The organism is Variovorax cryoconiti, assembly GCF_051216395.1.
In the GTDB taxonomy this organism is placed as follows: domain Bacteria; phylum Pseudomonadota; class Gammaproteobacteria; order Burkholderiales; family Burkholderiaceae_C; genus Variovorax.
Genome location: NZ_JBPJZI010000003.1, coordinates 192,802 through 215,310 on the forward strand (window position 1 = coordinate 192,802; position 22,509 = coordinate 215,310).

The window sequence follows — 22,509 nt, forward strand, 5'->3', positions numbered from 1 at the left end:
GCCGTCTTGACCCTGAAGATCGGATTCGCGGGCACGCCGGAGTTCGCCCGCGTCGCGCTCGAAGCGCTGCATGCCGGCGGCTTCGACATCGCGCTGGTGCTGAGCCAGCCCGACCGCCCGGCCGGCCGCGGCATGAAGCTGCAAGCCTCGCCGGTCAAGCAGTTCGCGTTGCAGCACGGCTGGCCCGTCGCGCAGCCGCGCAGCCTGCGGCTCGACGGCAAGTACCCGGACGAGGCGCAGGCGGCGCACGACACGCTGCAGGCCGCCGCGCTCGACGTGCTGGTCGTCGCGGCCTATGGCCTCATCCTGCCGCAATGGGTGCTCGACATGCCGCGCCTGGGCTGCCTCAACATCCACGCGAGCCTGCTGCCGCGCTGGCGCGGCGCCGCGCCGATCCACCGTGCCATCGAAGCGGGTGACGCCGAGACAGGCGTGACCATCATGCAGATGGACGCCGGACTGGACACCGGCGCCATGCTGCTGCGCGAGTCGCTCGCCATCGGCGACGACAGCACGGCCCAGCTGCACGACCGCTTGGCTTTCATGGGCGGCCGCCTGATCGTCGACGCACTGCACCGGGCCGCGGCCGGCACGCTGCAGCCGGTGCCGCAACCGGCCGACGGCGTGACCTATGCGCACAAGATCGAGAAGCACGAGGCGGCGGTCGACTGGACGCAGGATGCCGAGACGATCGTGCGCCGCGTCCGCGCCTTCGACCCCTTCCCTGGCGCCAGCAGCACGCTCGACGGCGCCGCGATCAAGTTCTGGGCGGCCCGGGCGCGCGACGCTACGGTGGCCGACGCGCCGGGCACCGTGCTGGCCGTTTCTCCGGCCGGCATCGAGGTCGCCGCGCACGGTTCCATCGTCAGCTTCACCGAACTGCAACGCCCCGGCGGCAAGCGCCTGCCGGTGGCCGACTTCCTGCACGGCTTCGACGTGAAGGCCGGCCAGGTGTTCGGCTGATGTTCCTGAGCGCCGACATCCGCCGTCGCCCGACCTTCCGCGAAGGCGTGGCGCTCATGGCGCCGATGGCGGTGGGCATCGGCGCCTGGGGCCTGATGACCGGCGTGGCCATGGTCAAGTCGGGCATGAGCGTGATCGAGGCGCTGGCCATGACCTTCCTGGTCTACGCCGGCAGTTCGCAACTGGCGGCCATCCCGCTGCTGGTGGCCGGCGCGCCGGCCTGGGTCATCCTGGCCACTGGCTTCTGCGTGAACCTGCGCTTCGTGGTGTTCAGCCTGCACCTGCGGCCCTACCTGATGCACATGCCGCGCTGGCGCCGACTGGTGCACGGCTACCTGACGGCCGACCTGAGCTACGCGACCTTCACCACGCGCTACCCGGCTCCGCCCGTCACCCGCGACGAGGAGCGCGCGCAGGAGGCCTTCCTGACCGGCGGCTACTTCATCACCTGGAGCGCGTGGATGGGCATGAGCACCGTTGGCATCGCGCTGGCCAACCTGATCCCGCAGGCCTGGGGCCTGGGCTTCGCCGGCGTGCTGAGCCTGGTGGGCATCCTGTGCTCGATGGCGACCACGCGCCTGCGCGTCCTGTCGGCGCTGATCGCCGGCGCGACGGCGGTGGCGGCCTATGCGCTGCCGCTCAAGCTCAACATCGTGACCGGCATCGGCGTGGCGGTGCTGCTGTGCTTCTGGCTGGAGAAGCAGTTCGTCCGCGATCCGGCGGAGGCGGACGAATGAGCGCCGCCCGGCCGCCCGAAGGCGCTCAGCACCGCAGCCCGCAGGGCGGAGGTCTTCCATGAGCGGCGAGACCGACCTCTGGAGCCTGGCCGTCATCGTCGGCCTGGCCGGCGTGACCGTCCTGGCCCGCTGCTTCTTCTTCATCCTCGACCGGCCCTGGGGCCTGCCCGAGTGGGCGCACCGCGCGCTGCACTACGCACCGGTCGCCGCGCTGGCGGCGGTGATCGTGCCGGAAATCGTGATGACACAGGGCCACCTCGTGTCCACCTGGCAGGACGCGCGCATCTTCGGTGCCCTGGCGGGCGCGGCCTACTATTTCTGGCGGCGCGGCGTCCTGGGCACGATGCTCGTGGGCATGGCGGTCTACCTGCCGCTGCACCTGGGTCTTGGCTGGTAGTGGCAGGAAGCGCGAAAACTACAATAGTTAAAGCTTTCTTATTCCTTTCACCTTCATCTCACCTCCCATGAACGTCATCCGCTTCACCGATCTCTGTGCGCAAGGCAAGGTTGCCGGCCAACGCGTCTTCATCCGTGCCGACCTCAACGTGCCGCAGGACGACGCGGGCCGCATCACCGAAGACACGCGGGTGCGCGCCTCGGTGCCCTGCATCCAGGCCGCGCTCGACGCCGGCGCGGCGGTGATGGTCACGTCCCACCTCGGCCGCCCGACCGAGGGCGCCTTCAAGCCCGCCGATTCGCTGGCGCCGGTGGCCAAGCGCCTGGCCGAGCTGCTCGGCCGCCCGGTGCCGCTGGTGGCGAACTGGGTCGACGGCGTCGACGTGGCGCCGGGCCAGGTCGTGCTGCTGGAGAACTGCCGCGTCAACAAGGGCGAGAAGAAGAACGACGAGGCGCTCGCCAGGAAAATGGCCGCGCTGTGCGACATCTACGTGAACGATGCCTTCGGCACCGCGCACCGCGCCGAAGCCACCACCTACGGCATCGCGCAGTTCGCGAAGATCGCCTCGGCCGGCCCGCTGCTGGCCGCCGAGATCGATGCCATCACCAAGGCGCTGGCGCACCCCGCCCGGCCGCTGGTGGCGATCGTCGCCGGCTCCAAGGTCAGCACCAAGCTCACCATCCTCAAGGCACTGGCCGAGAAGGTCGACCAGCTCATCGTGGGTGGCGGTATCGCCAACACCTTCATGCTGGCGTCGGGCCTGTCGATCGGCAAGTCGCTGGCCGAACCCGACCTGCTCGACCAGGCCAAGGCGGTGATCGAGGCGATGCGCGCGCGCGGCGCGGCGGTGCCGATCCCGGTCGACGTGGTCACGGCCAAGACCTTCGCAGCGGATGCAGTGGCCACCGTCAAGGCCGCCGATGCGGTGGAGGCCGACGACCTGATCCTCGACATCGGCCCCAAGACCGCCGAGATGCTGGCCGCACAACTGCGCGAAGCCGGCACCATCGTGTGGAACGGACCGGTCGGCGTGTTCGAGTTCGAGGCCTTCTCGCACGGCACCGAAGCCATCGCCCGCGCCATCGCCGAGAGCAAGGCCTTCTCGATCGCCGGCGGTGGCGACACGCTGGCCGCCATCGCCAAGTACGGCATCGAGAAGGACGTGGGCTACATCTCGACCGGCGGCGGCGCCTTCCTCGAGATCCTGGAAGGCAAGACGCTGCCGGCCTTCGAGATCCTCAGCAAGCGCGCGGCCGGCTGAACGCCCACTCCACGCCCATGAAAAAGCCCGCATTCGCGGGCTTTTTGCTGTCGTCGTCGCGGGCCGGGTGTCAGGCCATGGCCGCCGCGGGCGCACGCATCGCGCTGGTCGCTCGGCCCTGGAAGTCGGTCCAGCACTGGCGCGAGAAGTCGTAGAGCTTGCAGGCGCGGGCGGTGGAGAAGTACCACTTCCAGGAGAAAGGCTGGACGATGATGCGTTCGGGCAGCAGGTGCTCGAGCATCTTCTGGGCTTCCTTCAGCTTGTAGAGCGGGATGCTCATGTCCACGTGGTGCGCCGTGTGCTCCATGATGTGGTGAATGAGCGCACCGATCTGCAGCGGGAAGGTGAGGTGCACGGTGGTCGACACGAAGGGCTGCGCGCGCTGCCAGGCGGCCTTCTCGTCGTGCCACTGCACCTTGACGTGCGTGTGGTGGCCGTAGATCACGAAGCCCATCATGGTGAACCAGAAGGCCATCGGCACCACGAAGCCGAGCAGCAGCGCCAGCAGCACCGACTGGCCGGTGGCCAGCGCGGCGGTGCTCAGCGCGGCGATCCAGAGGGCGGCAAAGCCGGTCACGAGCGCGCAGTCCTTGGCGAAGATCGGGCGGTAGCTGTTGCCCATCGTGGCGCGGGACGGGAACATCATCTTCTTCCACCAGATCTCGACCATGTAGTACAGGCCGGGGCCCCAGCCGCTGCGGTAGATGCGCTCGAGGGCGCGGCGCACCGGCGACAGCGCGCGGTACTCGGCCTGCGTCAGCGGCGCCCAGACGAAGTCGACGCCCTTCAGGTTGGTGAAGCCGTGGTGCACCACGTTGTGCCCCATGTCCCAGAGGCTGTAGGCCGTGAGCGAGGGCAGGAAGGCAATGCGGCCCAGCCACTTGTTCAGGCGACGGTGCGGCGTCAGGCTCTGGTGGCAGCCGTCGTGGCCGATGATGAAGAGCCGGCCGATGACGAAGCCCGCCAGCAGTCCGGCGAGCAGCTTGAGCCAGACCGGCTTGAGCAGCACCGTTCCCGTGACGAGCGCACCGAACAGCAGGTAATCGATGGCCAGCAGCACGAAGGCGCGAACGGTCGTGCGCTGCGAGATCGGGATCAGCCAGGAGCGGATGACCTTGCGGTGCGGCAGCGGCATGTCCGGCGACAGGGGCGTGGGAACAGGATCGGTTGGGGTCTGCATAAGACGAGGCGAAAGAAAGGAAAAACGACGGCGCGGGTGTGCACCGTAACGCATTCATCGGAAGGGGTGATGACGAAGATCAAGTGCGTGGGGTTGTCAAAGCAACCGTGTCGTATCGCGCAACGACATCTCCACATGTGAGAATTGTGCCAAAACCCCGGTCCGCCCGCGGAACGGATTCCCCGACAGCCCCAGGAGACACTGTGGACACGACCCGCCTTCCCCGCCATGCCACCAAGATCGTCGCGACGCTCGGCCCCGCGTCGAACACGCTCGAACTGATCGAGCAGATGATCATTCACAAGGTCAGCGTGGTGCGGCTGAACTTCAGCCACGGCACCGCGCAGGACCACATCGACCGTGCGACCATGGTGCGCGAAGCCGCTCGCCGCGCCGGCCGCGAAGTGGCCATCATGGCCGACCTGCAGGGCCCGAAGATCCGCGTGGGCAAGTTCGCGCAGGGCAAGATCTGGCTCGAGCCGGGCGCCAAGTTCGTGCTCGATGCGTCACGCACCGAGCTTGGCGACGTCGACGCCGTCGGCCTTGACTACAAGGACCTGCCGCGCGACGTGAAGGCCGGCGACCGCCTGCTGCTCAACGACGGCCTCATCGTGCTGATCGTGAACCTGGTCAAGGGCGAGGCGGTGCACACCACCGTGCTGCTCGGCGGCGAACTGTCGAACAACAAGGGCATCAACAAGCAGGGCGGTGGCCTCACGGCGCCGGCGCTGACGGCCAAGGACATGGAGGACATCAAGACCGCCATGAGCTTCCAGGCCGACTACGTGGCGGTGAGCTTCCCGAAGAACGCGACCGACATGGAGATGGCGCGCCAGCTCTGCAACGTGGCCGCGGCCGAGTTCGGCCACCGGCCAGGAATGATCGCCAAGATCGAGCGGGTCGAAGCGATCCCGAACCTGGAAGCGATCCTGCGCGCCAGCGACGGCATCATGGTCGCGCGCGGCGACCTCGCGGTCGAGGTCGGCAACGCGGCCGTGCCGGCACTGCAGAAGAAGATGATCCGCATGGCGCGCGAGATGGACCGTGTGGTCATCACCGCCACGCAGATGATGGAGTCGATGATCACCAACCCGGTGCCCACGCGCGCCGAGGTGAGCGACGTCGCCAATGCGGTGCTCGACGGCACCGACGCGGTGATGCTCAGCGCCGAGACCGCCTCCGGCCGCTACCCGCTGGAGACCGTGCAGGAGATGAGCCGCATCTGCGAAGCCGCCGAGCAGGCCGAGGACACGGCGCGCGACACCGACTTCAGCGGCCACACCTACGCCCGCATCGACCAGGCCATCGCCATGGGCGCGCTCTTCACGGCCCACCACCTGGGCGCCAAGGCGATCGTCGCGCTGACCGAGTCGGGCTCGACGCCGCTGTGGATGAGCCGCCACTCGGCCCACATCCCGGTCTACGCGCTCACCTCGCGCCTGTCGACGCAGCGCAAGATGGCGCTGTTTCGCAATGTGCGCCCACTGCTGATGGATTCGCACACCGACCGCGACACGGCCCTCGAGCAGGCCGAGTCGCACCTGAAGAAGCGCGGCATCGTGCAGAGCGGCGACGTCTACGCCATCACCTGCGGCGAGCCGATGGGCGCGCCGGGCGGCACCAACATGCTGAAAATCTGCCGCGCCACCTGAGGCGCCCCGGGTGCAGGCGCCGTCCTGCAAACCGAAGCGTCGGGCGATGCGTACAGGGGGCATGACCCGTTCCTTCATCCTGCGCCGCCGCATGGCGTTCACCGCAGCGGCTGTCTCGCTCCTGGCCGCCTGCTCCCCCATCAAGCTGGTCGATCGGCTCACGCCACGCGACACCTACGTCGCCGAGACCGGCATCGCGTACGGCCGCGAGCCCCGGCAGCAGCTCGACCTTTACCGCCCGCTGCCCGAGACGGCACCGGTCGAGGGGCGGCGTCCGCTCATCGTCTTCTTCTACGGCGGCACCTGGACGAGCGGCGAGCGCGCGAGCTTCCGCTTCGTGGGCGAGGCGTTGGCATCTCGCGGCGCGGTGGTCGTCATCCCCGACTACCGGCTGTCGCCGCAGGTGCGCTACCCGGTCTTCGTCCGCGACAGCGCCCTCGCGATGAAATGGGGGCTCGACAACGCGGCCCGGCTCGGCGCGGACCCGACGCAGGTCTACGTCATGGGCCACAGCTCGGGCGGCTACAACGCGGCCATGGTGGCGCTCGACCCGCGCTGGCTGGGCGAACTCGGCGCCAGCCCGACGCAGCTCGCCGGCTGGATCGGGATGGCCGGGCCTTACGACTTCCTGCCCATGGGCGACCCCGATGCGCAGCGCGCCTTCGACTGGCCGACCACGCCGCGGTCGTCGCAGCCCATCGCGCATGTCTCGGCGGCCGCGCCGCGCACGCTGCTGCTGGCGGCCACGAAGGACACGCTGGTCGACCCCGTGCGCAACACCGACCAGATGGCTCGCCGGTTGCGCGCCGACGGTGTCGACGTGCAGGTGCAGACCTTCGACAACCTGAGCCATGTCACCCTGATCGGCGCGGTCGCCGCACCGATCCGCTGGATCGGCGGCCCGGTCATGCCGCCTCTGCTGGCCTTCGTGGGCCTGCCGTCGGACCCGTCCCACAAGCCCCCTCGGTAGAATTGAGCTAGTTTTTCTTCATTTCCCATCTTCAATTCCCGCGAGGTATTTCCCATGGCACTCGTCTCGATGCGCGAACTGCTGGACCACGCAGCCGCCAACGGCTACGGCATTCCGGCCTTCAACGTCAACAACCTCGAACAGGTACAGGCCGTGATGGAAGCCGCCAAGGAAACCGGCGCGCCGGTCATCCTGCAGGCCAGCGCCGGCGCCCGCAAGTACGCGGGCGAGGGCTTCATCAAGCACCTGATCCAGGCAGCGATCGAAAGCTACCCGAACATCCCGCTGGTGATGCACCAGGACCACGGCCAGAACCCGGACGTGTGCCAGGGCGCCATCGACCTGGGCTTTTCGTCCGTGATGATGGATGGCTCGCTCGAAGCCGACGGCAAGACCATCGCCAGCTACGAGTACAACGTCGAAGTCACCAAGAAGGTGGCGCAGCTGGCGCACCGCGTGGGCGTCACCGTCGAAGGCGAACTGGGCTGCCTGGGCTCGCTCGAGACCATGAAGGGCGACAAGGAAGACGGCCACGGCACCGACGCGACCATGACGCGCGAGCAGCTGCTGACCGACCCGGAGCAGGCCGCCGACTTCGTCAAGCGCACCCAGATCGATGCGCTGGCCATCGCCATCGGCACCAGCCACGGCCCGTTCAAGTTCACCCGCAAGCCCACTGGCGACATCCTGGCGATCGACCGCATCAAGGAAATCCATCAGCGCATTCCGGGCACCCACCTGGTGATGCACGGTTCGTCGTCGGTGCCGCAAGAGCTGCTGGCGATCATTCGCCAGTACGGCGGCCAGATCAAGGAAACCTACGGCGTGCCCGTCGAGGAAATCCAGGAAGCCATCAAGCACGGCGTGCGCAAGATCAACATCGACACCGACATTCGCCTGGCCATGACCGGCGCGGTGCGCAAGTTCCTGTTCGAGAACCCGGAAAAGTTCGATGCCCGCGAATGGCTCAAGCCGGCGCGCGAAGCCGCCAAGCTGGTCTGCAAGCAGCGCTACATCGAGTTCGGCTGCGAAGGCCAGGGCGCCAAGATCAAGGGCGACACGCTGCAGGTCGTGGCGGCGAAGTACGCCAAGGGCGAGCTCGCACAAGAAGTGCGCTGAGCATCTCCCGTCTGCCGAAGCCACCGCTCGCGGTGGCTTTTTTCTGCGCGCACAATCCGTCTTTCCGCTTCGTTCCGTTCCCCGTTCTCACCAGCCTGCCATGACGACCGTCCACACCTCCTCCATCCAAAGCCTGCCCCTGCTTGCGCGTGGCAAGGTGCGCGACAACTACGCCGTGGGCGACGACCGCATCCTGATGGTCGCGAGCGACCGGCTCTCGGCCTTCGACGTGATCATGGGCGAGCCGATTCCCGGCAAGGGCGTGATCCTCACGCAGATGGCGCTGTGGTGGTTCGACCGGCTCGGTCACCTCTGCCCCAACCACCTCACCGGCGATGCGCCCGAAAGCGTGGTGACCGAGGCCGAGGTGCCGCAGGTCAGGGACCGCTCGATGCTGGTCAAGCGCCTGAAGCCGATCCCGGTCGAGGCGGTGGTGCGCGGCTACCTGGCCGGCAGCGGCTGGAAGGAGTACCAGGAGAACCGCGCCGTCTGCGGCGTGCCGCTGCCCGAAGGCCTGACCAACGCCAGCCAGCTGCCGCGGCCGATCTTCACGCCCGCCGCCAAGGCCGCCGCCGGCGAGCACGACGAGAACATCAGCTACGACCGCGTGGTCGAGGTCGTTGGCCCGGCGCTCGCGCAGAAGATCCGCGAAACCAGCATCGCCATCTACGAAGCCGCCGCCGAAATCGCGCTGACCAAGGGCATGATCATTGCCGACACCAAGTTCGAGTTCGGCCTGGACGACGCCGGCACGCTGGTGCTGATGGACGAGGTGCTCACGCCCGACAGCTCGCGCTACTGGCCGGTCGAAGGCTACGAAGAGGCGCTGCGCAGCGGCACCAACCCGCCGAGCTACGACAAGCAGTTCGTGCGCGACTGGCTCGAGGCCACCAAGGTCAACGGCAAGCCCTGGGACAAGACGCCGCCGGCCCCGCGCCTGCCGGCCGAGATCATCGAGAAGACCGCGGCCAAGTACCGCGAGGCGCTGGAGCGGCTGACCGGCTGACCGGCTGAGGCTTGATGCTTTCTTAGTGGTTTTTGCGCGCGTTGTCACCCTTTCAACCGGGGATGCCCACGCGAACCGCGCTCACCATCATGTGGAGACCAACATGAGGGGTGAGAGGCATGAACTGCAAGGATGTTTTTCCGTGGCAGCGCTGCGTCGCTATGGCCGTGGCCGTATCGGTGGGGGGCTGCAGCAGCTTCAATCCCTACCAGCGTAGCAAGCGTGTCGATATACCGGTCCGGCAACTTGCCGCAGACGAGAAAAAAACGCATGTCGAGGTTGAAGAGCTTGCCGGCGGTCTGCATGGCGCCGTCGGCGCGCTGAAAGATCAGCGCGAGGAGTGGTACGACTCGCTTTCGACACAAGCGCGCGTTCGTTCCGCCACGCAGTTCGGGCTGATCGGCTTGACCGCTGCGGCGCTCTACAGCGGACTCAAGTCCGGTGTGGCCCGCGACAACGACAAGAAGCGCCTGGCGCTGGCCGGCGCCGCCGGATTCGCGGCGTATTCCAGCAGCACCTGGTTCGTCAATCCGGGCCAGGAGCAAGCCTATATCGAGGGCATCCGCGAACTGACCTGCGCGATGATGAACATCGAACCCTTGCGGATGAGCGCGGCGAATCTCGCGAACATGAAGGGCGAGCAGGTGGTTCTGAATTACGAGATCGACGTGCTCGACAAGGCGGTGCTGCAGGCTGAGGCCGCCTACAGCTACCCACCCGACAGTGAAAGTGCTTATGCACGCGTTCGAAAAGAGGCCAAGAGTGCGTTGTGGCGCGCCCGGCGAACGCTGACATCCTCCTGGCAACTGCACGATCAATTGGACAACAGCGGTGTCGTCCTGATGCGAGAAGGTGATCTGGTGTTTGCCCGCGTGGCATTGCGAATCAACCAAGCCCAGAAGGACATCTCGTCACCGGACACTCTGGCCACGCAGGGCGTCGGCATCATCAAGAGCTTCCGATCGGTGAAGATCGATCTCGAAAACGAAGCCCCATCGTCTCCGTCCACGACCGGGGAAGCGACGGCAGCAGGGGGCGGCGAGCCGGCCAAACCCCCGGCCGCGGGCAACGCATCTGCATCGAACACGTCAACGACATCGACCTCGTCAACTTCAACGACTTCAACGACTTCAACGACTTCAACGACTTCAACGACGTCGCAGGCCGCGAGCGCGAAAGCACCTGCGAAGACACGAACGCTGGATCAGGCGACCGAACAGGAACTGCTGGCGCAGATCGTCGTCGTGCAGAGCACCCAACTTGCTGCTGCTGAGAAAGCCGAAAGGGCCCGGAAGGCGAAGGAGGAGGAAGTGAGGAAGGAAAAGGAAAAGGAGAGCGCGAGAGAAAGGGCGCGCGTAACCTCGCCCGCGGAAGAGGCCACTTCGGCGAAAAAGCTGGCGACGAAGACCGCTGACCTGTATGCAATGCGTCGCCCACTGAGCGACCGCCTTCTGCGCTTCTACGAGGCGCGCAAATCCGTGGAAAAAGGAAACTGCGCGGGTACTCTCAGCAAGATGGCCCTTGCGCCAAGCAAGGACGCCAAGGTCAATCCGGGCGACGTGTACGAGATTACCGTGAGCGGTGTGCCTGTTCCACCCCTGGTGACGATCACGGGCTCGGCGACATCGGAGACCGTGATCGTCGGCACGGCCAATCAGTATCGCGTGCGCATCAAGCTCGCGGCGGATGCCGAAGACACCGTGAACGTCGCGATCTCGGACCGAGGCCTGATGACGGAAGACATCCAGCTGAAAGTGACCAAAGCCAAGTAGCCGCCAGCCGCCCTTCAGCGGCTGTCCAGCACCGCCAGCGTTCGCCCGCTGTCGTCCAGTAGCGTGAGCTGGCTGCCGAGCCGGCTGTAGCCCGTGGTGGCCTGCAGCGCGATCAGGAAGTTCGTTTCCATGGCGCTGCGCTCGGGTTCGATGCAGGCCATGCGGGTCGCGGCCAGCGGGCCGATCGTCAGGCGATGGCCGGTGCGCTGGTAGGGGCCGGACACGCGGTTGCAGCCGCCGGAGCCGCTCACGCGCGAACCGTCGAACTGCAGCTGCGCGTCGCGCCGCGGGTCGGCATCGCGCTGGGCCGGCTGGGTGCCCACGCTGACCAGTCGCCAGGTCTGCGATTCGATCGGCTCGTCGAGGCTCACGCTGGTGCCGCAACCGGCCAGCAGGGCGATGCCGAGGATCGGCAGGGCGACGCGTGAAGAAAGGCGGCGGATGAACGGCATGGAAGTCCTGTGTCGATGCGCGCGGCGACGCCCGCCGCGCCGCGATGGTAATGCGGCGTGCGTCGCTGCATCAGGCGATCAGGCTTCGAGCGCGTCGAAAGCCGCGTCGTCCGGGCCGATCGCCGCGGGTGGCTGCCAGCCGGCGTCGCGCATCGAGCGCGGCACCTGGTCTTCCACGCCGAGCAGCACCGCGAACAGTGCCATGCGCACCGGGATGCCGTTGTCGGTCTGGCGGAAGATGGCCAGGCGCGGGTCGTGGTTCAGGTCGGTGCTCAGGTCGTTGGCGCCGGGCCGGCTGTCGCGCGGCAGCGGGTGCATCACCAGCGTGCGCGGGCTGCAATGGGCGTCGATCAGCGCCTGGTGGACCTGGAAATCCGGCGTGTAGCCCTCGAACTGCTCCTGCTCCTTCGGCTCGAAGCGCTCCTTCTGGATGCGGGTGGCATACACCACGTCGGCGCCGGCCAGGCCCTCGGCCAGCGAGGCGGTCTGCACCACCACGTGGCCGTTGCGCGAGATGCGGTCGGCCAGGTGCGCCGGCAGCTCGAGCCCGGCGGGCGCGATCAGCGTGAACTTGAGGCCGCGGTAGAGCGACAGCAGTTTCACCAGCGAATGCACCGTGCGGCCGTACTTCAGGTCGCCGACGAAGGCGACATGCGCGCCGTCGACGATGCGCCCGAGCCGCGAGAACTCGCGCTGGATCGTGTACAGGTCGAGCAGCGCCTGGCTCGGGTGCTCGCCGGCGCCGTCGCCGCCGTTGATCACCGGGATGTTCGTGGCCCGTGCGAATTCCGCCACCGAGCCCTGCTCGGGGTGCCGCACCACCAGCGCGTCGACGTAGCCGCTCATGACCCGGCTGGTGTCGTAGATCGACTCGCCCTTGGCCATCGACGAGAAGGTGAAGCCGGTGGTGTCGCAGACCGAGCCGCCGAGCCGGCAAAAGGCCGCACCGAAGCTCACGCGGGTGCGGGTGCTGGCCTCGAAGAAGAGGTTGCCGAGCACCGCGCCCTCCAGCACCCGCGACACCTTCTGGCGGCGTGCGATGGGCTGCATGATGTCCGCCACCCGGAACAGCGCCTCGACCGAATCGCGCGAGAACTGGTCGACCGACAGCAGCTGCGGTCGGCCCTCGAACAGGATGCGGTCGCGCAGGGCGCCGGACTGTACGCTCTGCGTCACCTCGGTGGCGCTCGCCGCCTGCAGGATCTCCGAGACGAAGCGCTGGACGATCTCGGGCATGCCCCGCGCTTCCGACGATCCTTCGGGCAACAGCCAGGTGTCGAGCGCGCGGCGCGTGACGCCGATGCGCTGCGAGAAGGCCTCGCGGGTGAGGTTGAGACGCCGCATGGCGTCGCGAAGAAAGGTTTGCTGGTCGGCGTTCATGCCGGAAATGTACGCGATGCGTACATTTCCGTCGACGCCCTCAGCTCAGGACGACGCTGCTCAACCGACGGCGGTAGGTCGCCACGGTCGGGTCGTCCGGCGGGATCTGGCCATCGGCCACCTTGGGCTTGGGCGGCTCGATGATGTCGAGGACGGCGATGTAGGTCTTGCGCGCCAGCTCTTCGCTCCAGGCCTTGTCGCGCATGAGGATTTCCAGCAGCTCGTCCATCGCGTCGGTCCAGCGCTGCTCGGCCATCAGCAGTTGCGCGCGGGCGAAGCGGGCGTCGAAGTCGCGCTTGCCGGCGGCAATGCGGGCGTCGGCATCGGCCAGCGTCGGTGCGCTGCCCGTGGCCGGCGCAGCGAAGTCGATGGCGTTCATCCAGCGCTGCAGCGCGTCGAAGCGGCGCACCGCCGGCGCCTTGGCGATGACCGGCGCGAAGGCGACCTTGGCGTCGTCGCTGCGGCCTTGCTGCAGCAAGAGCTTGACGTAGTCGAAGCGGGCGTCGTCGTTGGCCGGGTCGGTGGCCACGGCGTGCTGCAGCTTCTCGAGCGCGCCTTCGGTGTCGCCCTCGGCCAAGGCTTCCTGCGCGGCTTCTTCCCCGGCGGCGGCTTCCAGTTCTTCCGCGGCCGGCACATGCTTGTCGAGGAACTCGCGGATCTGCGCGGCGGGGATGGCGCCGACGAAGCCGTCGACCGGCTGGCCGCCCTTGAACATCACGCAGAAGGGGATGCTGCGCACGCCGAACATCTCGCTGAGCTGGCCCGAGATCTGCGGCACCTTGTCGGCGTCGAGCTTGGCCAGCGTGAAGCGGCCGGCGTAGTCGGTCTCGAGCTTTTCGAGCACCGGCCCGAGCTGCTTGCACGGCCCGCACCATTCGGCCCAGATGTCGAGCAGCACCGGCGTGGTCATGGAGCCGTCGATCAGTTCGGTCTGGAAGTTTTCGAGGGTGATATCGATCATCGGATGCAGATGGAGGCGAAACGTAAAATTGCGACCATGAACCAAACAATCCAGGTCGGCGTGGTGATGGGCTCGAACTCCGACTGGGAGACGATGCGTCACGCGGTCGAGATTCTCCAGCAATTCGGCATCGCCCACGAAGCGCGGGTGGTCTCGGCCCACCGCATGCCGGACGAACTCTTCGCCTACGCCGAGAGCGCCGCCCCGCGCGGGCTGGCCGCGATCATTGCCGGCGCCGGTGGCGCGGCCCACCTGCCGGGCATGCTGGCCGCCAAGACCACCGTGCCGGTGCTGGGCGTGCCGGTCGCCAGCCGCCACCTGCAGGGCGTCGATTCGCTCTACAGCATCGTGCAGATGCCCAAGGGCGTGCCGGTCGCCACCTTCGCCATCGGCAACGCGGGGGCTGCCAATGCAGCGTTGTTCGCCGTGGCCATGATGGCGGTCGGCAATCCGCGGCTGCGCACGCAGCTCGACACCTTCCGCGCGGCGCAGACCGCCGCGGCCCAGGCCATGACGCTGCCACCGCCCGAGGCCGGCGCGCCCGCCTCGGCGCCAGTGTCGCCGTTCTCGCCGCAGGGCGGGGGCGCGCTGTGAGTGCGCCGACGCCCTACGTGCTGCCCGGCGCCACGCTGGGCGTGATCGGCGGCGGCCAACTGGGTCGCATGTTCGTGCACGCGGCCCAGCGCATGGGCTACTTCACGGCCGTGCTCGACCCCGACGCCGAGAGCCCGGCGGGCCGCGTGAGCCACCACCACATCCACACCGACTACATCGACGTCGATGGCCTGGCGCGCCTGGCCGGTCTGGCTGACGCGATCACGACCGAGTTCGAGAACGTGCCGGCGCCGTCGCTGGAACACCTTGCCGCCGCGCGCCCGGTCGCGCCGGCCGCCGCGTCGGTGGCGATCGCGCAGGACCGCATCCGCGAGAAGGCGCATTTCGGGCGCTGCGGCGTGGCCTGCGCGCCCTATGCCGTGATCGAGACGGCCGAGCAGCTCGCGGCCGTGACCGACGACCTGCTGCCCGGCATCCTGAAGACCGCGCGGCTCGGCTACGACGGCAAGGGCCAGCAACGCGTCGCCACCCAGGCAGAACTCGCGGCGGCATGGGAAGCCACGGGCGGCGTGCCCTGCGTGCTGGAGAAGCGGCTCGCGCTCGACTACGAATGCTCGGTCATCGTGGCGCGCGGCCAGGACGGCCAGATGGTCCATTTCCCGCCGCAGCGCAACCTGCACCGCGACGGCATCCTCGCCGTGACCGAGGTCTACCCAGGCAACATCCCGGCGGGCCAGGCGTCGCGCGCGGTCGAGTCCACCCGTGCCATCGCCGACGGCCTGGGCTACGTGGGCGTGCTGTGCGTCGAATACTTCGTGCTGGTCGACGGCACCATGGTGGTCAACGAGATGGCGCCGCGTCCGCACAACAGCGGCCACTGGTCGATGGACGCCTGCGACCTGTCGCAGTTCGACCTGCAGGTGCGCACCGTCGCCGGCCTGCCGCTGTCGACGCCGCGCCAGCACAGCCCCGCCGTCATGCTCAACCTGCTGGGCGACCTGTGGTTTGTCGGCGCCGACGACACGGCCACCGAGCCGCCCTGGGCCGACGTGCTGGCGCTGCCCGGCGTGCACCTGCATCTCTACGGCAAGACCGAGGCGCGGCGCGGTCGCAAGATGGGCCACCTGAACATCACGGGGCCGGACATCGACACGGTGCGCAGCACGGCCGACTTCGCGGCGGCGGTGCTGGGCCTGCCCATCCCGCTGTCCGAATGATCGTCGACGGCCAGTCGCCTGCCGCCATCGACGCCGCCGCCGACCGGCTGCGCGCGGGCGGCCTGGTGGTCTTTCCGACCGAAACCGTCTACGGCCTGGGCGCCGACGCGGGCAGCGATGCGGCGGTCGCGGGCATCTTCCGGGCCAAGGGTCGGCCGTCGGACCATCCGCTGATCGTCCATGTCGCGGCCGGCGCCAAGGGCACCGAGGCGCTGTCGCATTTCGCGCAGCCGCTGCCGCCCTTCGCCGAGAAACTGGTGCGCGCCTTCTGGCCCGGCCCGCTGACGCTGATCGTCACGCGCCAGCCGGGCGTCGGGGCCGCCGCTGCCGGCGGACAGGCCACCATCGGCCTGCGCTGCCCCGCGCACGCCGTGGCGCAGGCGCTGCTGGAAGCCTGTGCGGAGCGCGGCGTGCTCGGCCTGGCCGGCCCGAGCGCCAACCGCTTCGGCCGCGTCAGCCCGACCACCGCACAGCACGTGCAGGACGAGTTCGGTGATGAGCTGCTCATCGTCGACGGCGGCCCGTGCGCGGTGGGCATCGAATCCACCATCGTCGACTGCAGCCGCGGTGCGCCGGTGCTGCTGCGCCCGGGCGCCATCACCCGCGACCAGATCGAGGCGGCCTGCGGCGAGCCGCTGCGCGACAAGGCCGACCTTGCGGCGCCCGACCCGCGCGCCTCAGGCACGCTCGAGGCGCACTACGCGCCCGATGCCAAGGTCCGGCTGATGGACGCGAAGGCGCTGCAGTCGGCGCTCGACGTGCTCGGCGCCCAGGCGGCGCACATCGCGGTGTGGGCGCGCTCGTCGCTCAAGAGCCGCTCGCAGCGCGTGCTGCAGCGCCGCATGCCCGACGATGCGGCGGCGGCGGCGCAGCAACTGTTCGCCGTGCTGCGCGGCTTCGACGCCGAGGGCGCGAAGCTGATCTGGATCGAAACGCCGCCGGACACGCCCGAATGGGAGGGCGTGCGCGACCGGTTGCAGCGCGCCGCGGCCGCCTGACGGTGCGCGATCGGCCGCCGCCGGGCCCTTCGCCACAGAATACTTTCGTTGACGTTCGTGAAATTGTTGCACCCCGCCGGCCGGGGCCGCTGGCAACATCTGCAGCTACAAAAAAAGTCATTCAGGGAGAAGCCGATGATCACGAAGCTCAGCGATGCTGCGTTGATCGACAGTGCCGTGGCCGCCATCGGCGATCTGCTGGCACGCATCGAAGACGATGCCACCTGTCGTCAAAGCACCGAACGATCCTGCGAGAACCGAGCGATCCAGCGCTGCCTCACCTCTGCCGTCGCGCTGCTCGACGTGAGCCGCACGCTGGTTCTCAAACCCGCCTCGCCCACGCCGCTGGAAACGGTGCGCCACTGGGACGCGCTGGTGCTTCAGACCAAGACCGCCGGGCGCGCCGCCTACGAAGCAGCGCTGATGCTGGCCGAGGGCCATGCCACATGACGCGCGGCCGGCCGGGTCCTCAGTCTTGGGTCGCCCAGTCCACCAGCGCATCGAAGGCCGGCCGGGCGGCCGCAGCGTTGGCGTGGTTGGCGATCGCCACCACCACATAGCGCCGGCCGCTGGCGCCGTCGACGTAGCCGGCCACGCCCGCCGCATCGCGCAGCGTGCCGGTCTTCAGGTGCGCGGCGCCCCCCGAGCGCAGCGCGCGCCGCCGCAGCGTGCCGTCGACGCCGGACGCCGGCAATGACGACATCAACTCCGACATCACCGGCGAGCGCCAGGCCACCTGCAGCATCTTGGCGAGTTCACCGGCGGTGATGCGCTCGTCGCGCGACAGCCCCGAGCCGTTGTCGAACACCGGCTGGCCCTCGCCGGTGCCGATGCGGTTGTTCCACCATTGGCGCATCGTCGTGCGCGACGCGTCCAGCGAGCCGCGCTTCTTCTGCTGCAGGCCGAGCGTGAGGAACAGCTGCTGCGCCATCACGTTGTTGCTGTATTTGTTGATGTCACGGACCACCTCGGCCAGCGGCGGCGAGACGATTTCGAAGGCCGGCTTCAGCTCGGCCGGCACGCGGCCGTCGCGCACCGTCCCCTTCAGGCGCCCGCCGACCTCGGCCCACATGCCACCGACGGCGCGTGCGGCGTAGCTGCGCGGGTCGGCATAGGCCAGCGCCCAGGTCTTCTCGCCGCAGGCGGTCGGGTAACTGCCGGCAAAGCGCAGGCGCGCCGGGTCGGCCACGTCGGCGGCCAGCGTGCCGTGCCAGTCGCCGCAGTCGCCGGCCGACAGCGGCACCGTCGGCTGCATCGCCACGCCGGCCAGCGGCGGATCGAAGCTCACCTGCGCGGTCGCCGCGCTGCGGTTGGGCACGAAGGTCATGACGACCGACTTGAAGTTCACCAGCAGCGCATCGGGCGAGGCGTTGTACGGCCGCAGGCCCTCGCCGTCGAAGGCGTTCGGGTCGGCTTCGATCGCTTCGAAGGCGCTGCGGTCGAGCACGATGTCGCCCTCGATGGCCTGAATGCCCAGGCCCTGTACGCGGCGCAGCAGCAGCCAGAGCCGCTCGATGACGAGCTTCGGATCGCCCTGGCCCTTGATGTAGAGGTTGCCCTGCAGCACGCCGTGGCGGATCGGGCCGTCGACGTAGACCGGCGTGGCCCAGGTGAAGGCCGGGCCCAGCAGGTCGAGGCCGGCGTAGGTCGTGACCAGCTTCATGATCGACGCCGGGTTCACCGGCACCTGGCTGCGCCAGGCCAGGCGCGGCGGCTGCACCGCGTCGGCGTCGGCCACCAGCAGCGTGACCGCGTCGCGCGGCACCTTGGCGCGGGCCAGGGCGGCATCGACCTCGGGCGGCAGCTGCTGGAACTGCGATTGCGCGGCAGCGCTGCCCAGGGCAAGGAGTGCGAAGGCGGCCACGCGGTGCGCGCGTGCGGCACGGCGGCCCAGGGCCCGCCAGGCCGGGAAGGAAGCGAAAGGCATCGACCCATTATCCGGGCGGCATGGCCCCACGACGGCGGCCCGGCGGCGTGGCCCGGATAATCCGGGGATGCCTGCCGTTGCCCGCCTTCTCCCGCGTTTCTCCGCGCGCCAGCTGGGCATCGGCGCGGCGGTGGTCACGGTGCTGGTGTGGACCGCCTTCATCCTCGTCGCACGCGCTTCGGCGACACGGTCGCTCACGCCCTTCGACCTGGCGTTCACGCGCATCGTCGGCGCCAGCCTCGTGCTGATGCCGTGGGGCGCCTGGCTCATGATGCAGGCGCGTCGGCACGCACCGGGGCAGGTGGTCGGCTCGCTCTTCGGCCTGTCGCCGCTGACGCTGCGCGTCACCGCGATCAGCGGCTTCTTCGGCGGCCTGCTGTACGCCCTGCTGGCCTATGCAGGCTTCTTCTTCGCCCCGGCGTCGCATGCGTCCGTGCTGCTGCCGGGCAGCCTGCCGCTGTGGACCACGCTGCTCGCCGCGCTCGTGCTGCGCGACCGCATCACGCCGGCCCGAGCCATGGGCCTGGCATTGATCGTCGCGGGCGACCTGTTCGTCGGCGGCCGCAGCCTGCTGCATGCCTTCGAGGGCGGGGACGTCTGGAAGGGCGACCTGCTCTTCATGAGCGCCGCCTTCTGCTGGGCCTGCTACACCATCGTCGCGCGCCACCATCGGCTCGACGCGGTGCGCGCCACCATCGCGATCACCGTCTTCGCCTTCGTCACCTACGTGCCGGTCTATGCGGTGCTGGCGGCGGGCGGCTGGGCGGCCAGCCGGCTCGCCATGGCGCCACTCGGCGAAGTGCTGTTCCAGCTGGTGTTCCAGGGGCTCGGTTCGGTCGTCATCGCGGGCATCGCCTTCACGCGGATGGTTCAGCATTTCGGGCCGGTGCGCACGACCATGATCACGGCGCTGGTGCCCGGCCTGTCGGCGCTGGGCGCGGTGCTGCTGCTCGACGAGCCGCTGCACTGGAGCCTGCTGGCCGGGCTGGTGCTGGTCACCGGCGGCATCCTGTTCGGTGTGCGCCAGGCCGGTGCTGCCGCCTCGCCGCCCAAGGGCAAGCCGGCGTTGCCGCGAGGTTGCGATGCCTGAACCGAAACTGCTCGCCTTCGACACCAGCACCGACGTGCTGTCGGTCGCCGTGCGCCACGGCGATCGCATCGTCGCCCACAGCGGCGCCGGCGGCGCGCAGGCGTCGAGCACGCTGATCCCGCTGATCCGCCGCCTGCTGGCCGACGCAGGCCTGACGCTGGCCGAGCTCGACGCCATCGCCTTCGGGCGTGGCCCGGGCTCCTTCACCGGCCTGCGCACCGCCTGCGCCGTGGCGCAGGGCCTGGGCTTCGGCGCCGGCGTGCCGCTGCTGCCGATCGACACGCTGCAGGCCGTCGCCGACGAGGCGCGCCACCGCTTCGGTGCCGTGCGGGTCGTGGCCCTGCTCGACGCGCGCATGGACCAGGTCTACGCCGCGCGCTACGCCTTCGACGGCGACGACGCGTCCGGCGCGGCCGTGCCCGAGTTGCTGGCACCCGAGCAGGTCGCCGTGCCCGACGGCTGGGCGCTGGCCGGCAATGCCTTCGCGCCCTATGGCGAACGCTTGCGCGGCGGCACCGCGCGGCACGGCGTGCTGCCCACCGCGGAGGCGCTGCTGCGGCTGGCGCCGGCGCTGCTGGCGGCCGGCGCTGCCGTGGCGCCAGCCGACGCGTGGCCGCTGTACGTTCGCGATAAAGTCGCGCAGACCACCGAAGAACGCGCGGCCCTCAAGGCCGCTGCGGCCGCCACACCCGTCCCCACGCCCTGACATGAGCGCCGTCCTGCAACCGCTGGAAGCCCGCCTCGACGCGATGACCGTCGAGCGCCTGGACGCGGTCTGCGCGGTCGAGAACCAGGCCTACACCCACCCCTGGACGCATGCCAACTTCATCGATTCGCTGGCGGCCGGCTACCACTGCCAGCTGCTGCTGGGGGGTGAGACGGTCATCGGCTATTTCGTCGCCATGAAGGGCGTGGACGAGGTGCATCTGCTCAACATCACCGTGGCGCCCGAGTTCCAGCGCCAGGGCTGGGCGCCGCTCATGCTCGAAGCGCTGGCCGGCTGGTCGCGCGGGCAGGGCGCGCAGTGGCTGTGGCTCGAGGTGCGCACGGGCAACGACCGCGCGCTGCAGATCTACGAGCGCAACGGCTTTCGCCGCGTCGGTGTGCGCAAGGGCTACTACCCGGCGCACGGCGGCCGCGAAGATGCCGTCGTGATGAGCCTGCGCCTGCACGAGCCGACCAGCGCCTGGGGTGGGTTGCCCCTGTGAGCGCGTCATCGCTGAACCTCGACGCGCGCCAGCGCGCCATGCTCGACGAGATGGGCGTGAAGGTCTGGTGGCCGGTGGCGGCGCCGCCCGTCGCCGTGGAACTCGCCGTCGCCCCGGTGGCCGAGCCGCCAGCGCCGCACCGTGTCGCGGCGGTCGAAGAAGCGCCGTACGAGGCACCACGCGCTGCGCCGACGCCAGCGCCCGTGCGCGCGCCGATCGCCGTGCCGGCGCCCAGCGCGCCCAGCGCGCCCGCCGCACGCGCCCACGGGGCCGCCGTGCTGGTGGCCCCGCCACATCGCCTGTATGCGACCGAGGGTGCGGCCGAAGGCGGCTGGCTGGTGGTCGCCGACATGCCGCCCGAGGCCGATGGCCGCCACGGCGAGCCCCTGGCCGGCGACGCGGGCCGGTTGCTCGACAACATGCTGCGCGCCTTGCAATTGCACGCGGGCGACATGCCGGTGCACCTGATGCGCACCCACCGCGGCGTGGCCTCCGGTCGCGACGGCAGCCCGCAGCCCTTCGCCGACGCCTTCCTGCCGCAGGCCCAGGCGCTGGCGCCCCGCCTGATCTTCGCCATGGGGCCGCTCGCCGCGCAGACCCTGCTGCAGAGCGCCGACCCGCTCGGCAAGCTGCGCGGCCGTGCGGCCCGCCTCGACGCGCTGGGCGGCACGCCGGTCGTGGTGAGCTACCACCCGGCTTACCTGCTGCGCAATCCGGCCGACAAGGCCCGCGCCTGGGTCGACCTCTGCCTGGCGGCCGACGCGCTCGCGGCCGTCCGCTAGCGCTCCGCGGCCGGCTCGCCGGTCCCACCTAAAATTCGGCATGACTTTCATCGACCAGCTGCGCGCCGCCGAGCGGCAGAACCGCTCCCTCCTGTGCGTCGGCCTCGACCCGGAACCCACCCGGTTCCCGGCGCGCCTCAAGGGCGACGCCAACAAGATCTACGACTTCTGCGCGCGCATCGTCGACGCCACGGCCGACCTGGTGATCGCCTTCAAGCCGCAGATCGCCTACTTTGCCGCGCACCGCGCCGAAGGCCAGCTGGAGCGGCTGATGGAACACATCCGCCGCGTCGCTCCGCAGGTGCCGATCATCCTGGACGCCAAGCGCGGCGACATCGGCTCGACCGCCGAGCAGTACGCGATCGAAGCTTTCGAGCGCTACGGCGCGGACGCGGTCACGCTGTCGCCCTTCATGGGCTTCGACTCGGTCGCGCCCTATCTCAAGTACCCCGGGAAGGGCGCCTTCCTGTTGTGCCGCACCAGCAACCCGGGGGGCGCCGACCTGCAGGGCCAGCGCCTGGCCAGCGTCGACGGCCAGCCTTTGTTGTATGAACATGTAGCCAGCCTCGCCCAAGGCCCGTGGAACCTGAACGGCCAGTTGGGGCTGGTCGTGGGCGCCACCTACCCGGCCGAAATCGAGCGGGTGCGGGCGCTCGCGCCGACCGTGCCGCTGCTGATCCCGGGCGTCGGCGCGCAAGGCGGCGATGCTGTCGCCACGGTGCGCGCCGGGTGGCGGGCGGATGCGCCGATCGTCGTGAACTCCTCGCGCGCGATCTGCTACGCGTCCGACGGCGACGACTTCGCGGACGCCGCGCGCCGCGAGGCGCTGCGCACCCGCGACGGCCTCGAAGCCGCGAAGCCCTGACCGACATTTCCTGTCAC

The 22,509-nt window shown here is 69.4% G+C and carries 23 protein-coding genes; 18 read left to right on the forward strand and 5 right to left on the reverse strand.

What is annotated here, in order from left to right; all coding sequences use genetic code 11:
* The first annotated feature begins 12 nt into the window (after positions 1 to 12).
* The 4 genes from fmt (at position 13) to ACSFA2_RS10015 (ending at position 3,358) form a co-directional block, all read left to right on the forward strand.
* Positions 13 to 963: a methionyl-tRNA formyltransferase gene (gene fmt / locus ACSFA2_RS10000; protein ID WP_435455499.1), complete on the forward strand. Its 951-nt coding sequence runs from the start codon at positions 13 to 15 to the stop codon at positions 961 to 963.
* Positions 963 to 1,700 carry an AzlC family ABC transporter permease gene (locus ACSFA2_RS10005; protein ID WP_435455176.1) on the forward strand — a complete coding sequence of 246 codons (738 nt, stop codon included), beginning with the start codon at positions 963 to 965 and terminating at the stop codon, positions 1,698 to 1,700. The genes fmt and ACSFA2_RS10005 overlap by 1 nt, the downstream gene beginning before the upstream one ends.
* A gap of 58 nt (positions 1,701 to 1,758) precedes the next feature.
* Positions 1,759 to 2,097: an AzlD domain-containing protein gene (locus ACSFA2_RS10010; protein ID WP_435455177.1), complete on the forward strand. Its 339-nt coding sequence runs from the start codon at positions 1,759 to 1,761 to the stop codon at positions 2,095 to 2,097.
* A gap of 67 nt (positions 2,098 to 2,164) precedes the next feature.
* Positions 2,165 to 3,358 carry a phosphoglycerate kinase gene (locus ACSFA2_RS10015; protein ID WP_435455178.1) on the forward strand — a complete coding sequence of 398 codons (1,194 nt, stop codon included), beginning with the start codon at positions 2,165 to 2,167 and terminating at the stop codon, positions 3,356 to 3,358.
* A gap of 70 nt (positions 3,359 to 3,428) precedes the next feature.
* Here ACSFA2_RS10015 and ACSFA2_RS10020 read toward each other — a convergent pair whose 3' ends face one another.
* The gene (locus ACSFA2_RS10020; RefSeq protein ID WP_435455179.1) at positions 3,429 to 4,538 is read right to left on the reverse strand and encodes a fatty acid desaturase; all 1,110 of its coding nucleotides are present in this window, start codon (positions 4,536 to 4,538) and stop codon (positions 3,429 to 3,431) included.
* Between the two features lie 203 nt (positions 4,539 to 4,741).
* Between ACSFA2_RS10020 and pyk the strand changes: the two genes are divergently transcribed.
* The 5 genes from pyk to ACSFA2_RS10045 all read left to right on the forward strand — a co-directional run bounded on the left by pyk (position 4,742) and on the right by ACSFA2_RS10045 (position 11,057).
* Positions 4,742 to 6,190, forward strand: a complete 1,449-nt coding sequence (gene pyk, locus ACSFA2_RS10025; protein WP_435455180.1) for a pyruvate kinase — start codon at positions 4,742 to 4,744, stop codon at positions 6,188 to 6,190.
* A 61-nt stretch (positions 6,191 to 6,251) separates the two neighbouring features.
* Entirely contained in the window at positions 6,252 to 7,160 is a 909-nt protein-coding gene (locus tag ACSFA2_RS10030; protein ID WP_435455181.1) for an alpha/beta hydrolase, read from the forward strand.
* Positions 7,161 to 7,214: 54 nt separating this feature from the next.
* On the forward strand, positions 7,215 to 8,279 hold the full coding sequence (gene fba / locus ACSFA2_RS10035; RefSeq protein ID WP_435455182.1) for a class II fructose-bisphosphate aldolase: 1,065 nt from the start codon (positions 7,215 to 7,217) through the stop codon (positions 8,277 to 8,279).
* A 100-nt stretch (positions 8,280 to 8,379) separates the two neighbouring features.
* Positions 8,380 to 9,285: a phosphoribosylaminoimidazolesuccinocarboxamide synthase gene (locus ACSFA2_RS10040; protein ID WP_435455183.1), complete on the forward strand. Its 906-nt coding sequence runs from the start codon at positions 8,380 to 8,382 to the stop codon at positions 9,283 to 9,285.
* Positions 9,286 to 9,404: 119 nt separating this feature from the next.
* Positions 9,405 to 11,057 carry a hypothetical protein gene (locus ACSFA2_RS10045; protein WP_435455184.1) on the forward strand — a complete coding sequence of 551 codons (1,653 nt, stop codon included), beginning with the start codon at positions 9,405 to 9,407 and terminating at the stop codon, positions 11,055 to 11,057.
* 14 nt (positions 11,058 to 11,071) lie between these two features.
* Here the strand turns inward: ACSFA2_RS10045 and ACSFA2_RS10050 are convergent, their stop codons facing one another.
* The 3 genes from ACSFA2_RS10050 to ACSFA2_RS10060 all read right to left on the reverse strand — a co-directional run bounded on the left by ACSFA2_RS10050 (position 11,072) and on the right by ACSFA2_RS10060 (position 13,850).
* Entirely contained in the window at positions 11,072 to 11,509 is a 438-nt protein-coding gene (locus tag ACSFA2_RS10050) for an META domain-containing protein (RefSeq protein WP_435455185.1), read from the reverse strand.
* A 78-nt stretch (positions 11,510 to 11,587) separates the two neighbouring features.
* Positions 11,588 to 12,889 (reverse strand): aspartate carbamoyltransferase, encoded by a 1,302-nt coding sequence (locus ACSFA2_RS10055; protein ID WP_435455186.1) that lies wholly within the window; start codon positions 12,887 to 12,889, stop codon positions 11,588 to 11,590.
* A gap of 40 nt (positions 12,890 to 12,929) precedes the next feature.
* On the reverse strand, positions 12,930 to 13,850 hold the full coding sequence (locus ACSFA2_RS10060; protein ID WP_435455187.1) for a tetratricopeptide repeat protein: 921 nt from the start codon (positions 13,848 to 13,850) through the stop codon (positions 12,930 to 12,932).
* Positions 13,851 to 13,886: 36 nt separating this feature from the next.
* Between ACSFA2_RS10060 and purE the strand changes: the two genes are divergently transcribed.
* The 4 genes from purE to ACSFA2_RS10080 all read left to right on the forward strand — a co-directional run bounded on the left by purE (position 13,887) and on the right by ACSFA2_RS10080 (position 17,070).
* Positions 13,887 to 14,444 carry a 5-(carboxyamino)imidazole ribonucleotide mutase gene (gene purE / locus ACSFA2_RS10065; RefSeq protein WP_435455188.1) on the forward strand — a complete coding sequence of 186 codons (558 nt, stop codon included), beginning with the start codon at positions 13,887 to 13,889 and terminating at the stop codon, positions 14,442 to 14,444.
* On the forward strand, positions 14,441 to 15,622 hold the full coding sequence (locus ACSFA2_RS10070; protein ID WP_435455189.1) for a 5-(carboxyamino)imidazole ribonucleotide synthase: 1,182 nt from the start codon (positions 14,441 to 14,443) through the stop codon (positions 15,620 to 15,622). The genes purE and ACSFA2_RS10070 overlap by 4 nt, the downstream gene beginning before the upstream one ends.
* Entirely contained in the window at positions 15,619 to 16,620 is a 1,002-nt protein-coding gene (locus tag ACSFA2_RS10075; protein WP_435455190.1) for an L-threonylcarbamoyladenylate synthase, read from the forward strand. The genes ACSFA2_RS10070 and ACSFA2_RS10075 overlap by 4 nt, the downstream gene beginning before the upstream one ends.
* A gap of 135 nt (positions 16,621 to 16,755) precedes the next feature.
* Positions 16,756 to 17,070: a hypothetical protein gene (locus ACSFA2_RS10080; RefSeq protein WP_435455191.1), complete on the forward strand. Its 315-nt coding sequence runs from the start codon at positions 16,756 to 16,758 to the stop codon at positions 17,068 to 17,070.
* Positions 17,071 to 17,089: 19 nt separating this feature from the next.
* Here ACSFA2_RS10080 and dacB read toward each other — a convergent pair whose 3' ends face one another.
* Positions 17,090 to 18,547 (reverse strand): D-alanyl-D-alanine carboxypeptidase/D-alanyl-D-alanine endopeptidase, encoded by a 1,458-nt coding sequence (gene dacB / locus ACSFA2_RS10085; RefSeq protein ID WP_435455192.1) that lies wholly within the window; start codon positions 18,545 to 18,547, stop codon positions 17,090 to 17,092.
* Positions 18,548 to 18,614: 67 nt separating this feature from the next.
* On the opposite strand from dacB, the gene ACSFA2_RS10090 reads away from it, so the two are divergent.
* From ACSFA2_RS10090 to pyrF, 5 genes are read left to right on the forward strand one after another with little or no spacing between them, the layout of a single operon-like run.
* A complete protein-coding gene (locus ACSFA2_RS10090) occupies positions 18,615 to 19,637 on the forward strand; it encodes a DMT family transporter (RefSeq protein WP_435455193.1) in 1,023 nt (340 codons plus the stop codon).
* Complete coding sequence (gene tsaB, locus ACSFA2_RS10095) at positions 19,630 to 20,343, forward strand: tRNA (adenosine(37)-N6)-threonylcarbamoyltransferase complex dimerization subunit type 1 TsaB (RefSeq protein WP_435455194.1); 714 nt, start codon at positions 19,630 to 19,632, stop codon at positions 20,341 to 20,343. The genes ACSFA2_RS10090 and tsaB overlap by 8 nt, the downstream gene beginning before the upstream one ends.
* A 1-nt stretch (position 20,344) precedes the next feature.
* On the forward strand, positions 20,345 to 20,845 hold the full coding sequence (rimI, locus tag ACSFA2_RS10100; RefSeq protein ID WP_435455195.1) for a ribosomal protein S18-alanine N-acetyltransferase: 501 nt from the start codon (positions 20,345 to 20,347) through the stop codon (positions 20,843 to 20,845).
* Complete coding sequence (locus tag ACSFA2_RS10105; protein WP_435455196.1) at positions 20,842 to 21,627, forward strand: uracil-DNA glycosylase family protein; 786 nt, start codon at positions 20,842 to 20,844, stop codon at positions 21,625 to 21,627. The genes rimI and ACSFA2_RS10105 overlap by 4 nt, the downstream gene beginning before the upstream one ends.
* A 40-nt stretch (positions 21,628 to 21,667) precedes the next feature.
* Positions 21,668 to 22,492, forward strand: a complete 825-nt coding sequence (gene pyrF, locus ACSFA2_RS10110) for an orotidine-5'-phosphate decarboxylase (RefSeq protein WP_435455197.1) — start codon at positions 21,668 to 21,670, stop codon at positions 22,490 to 22,492.
* Positions 22,493 to 22,509 lie beyond the last annotated feature (17 nt).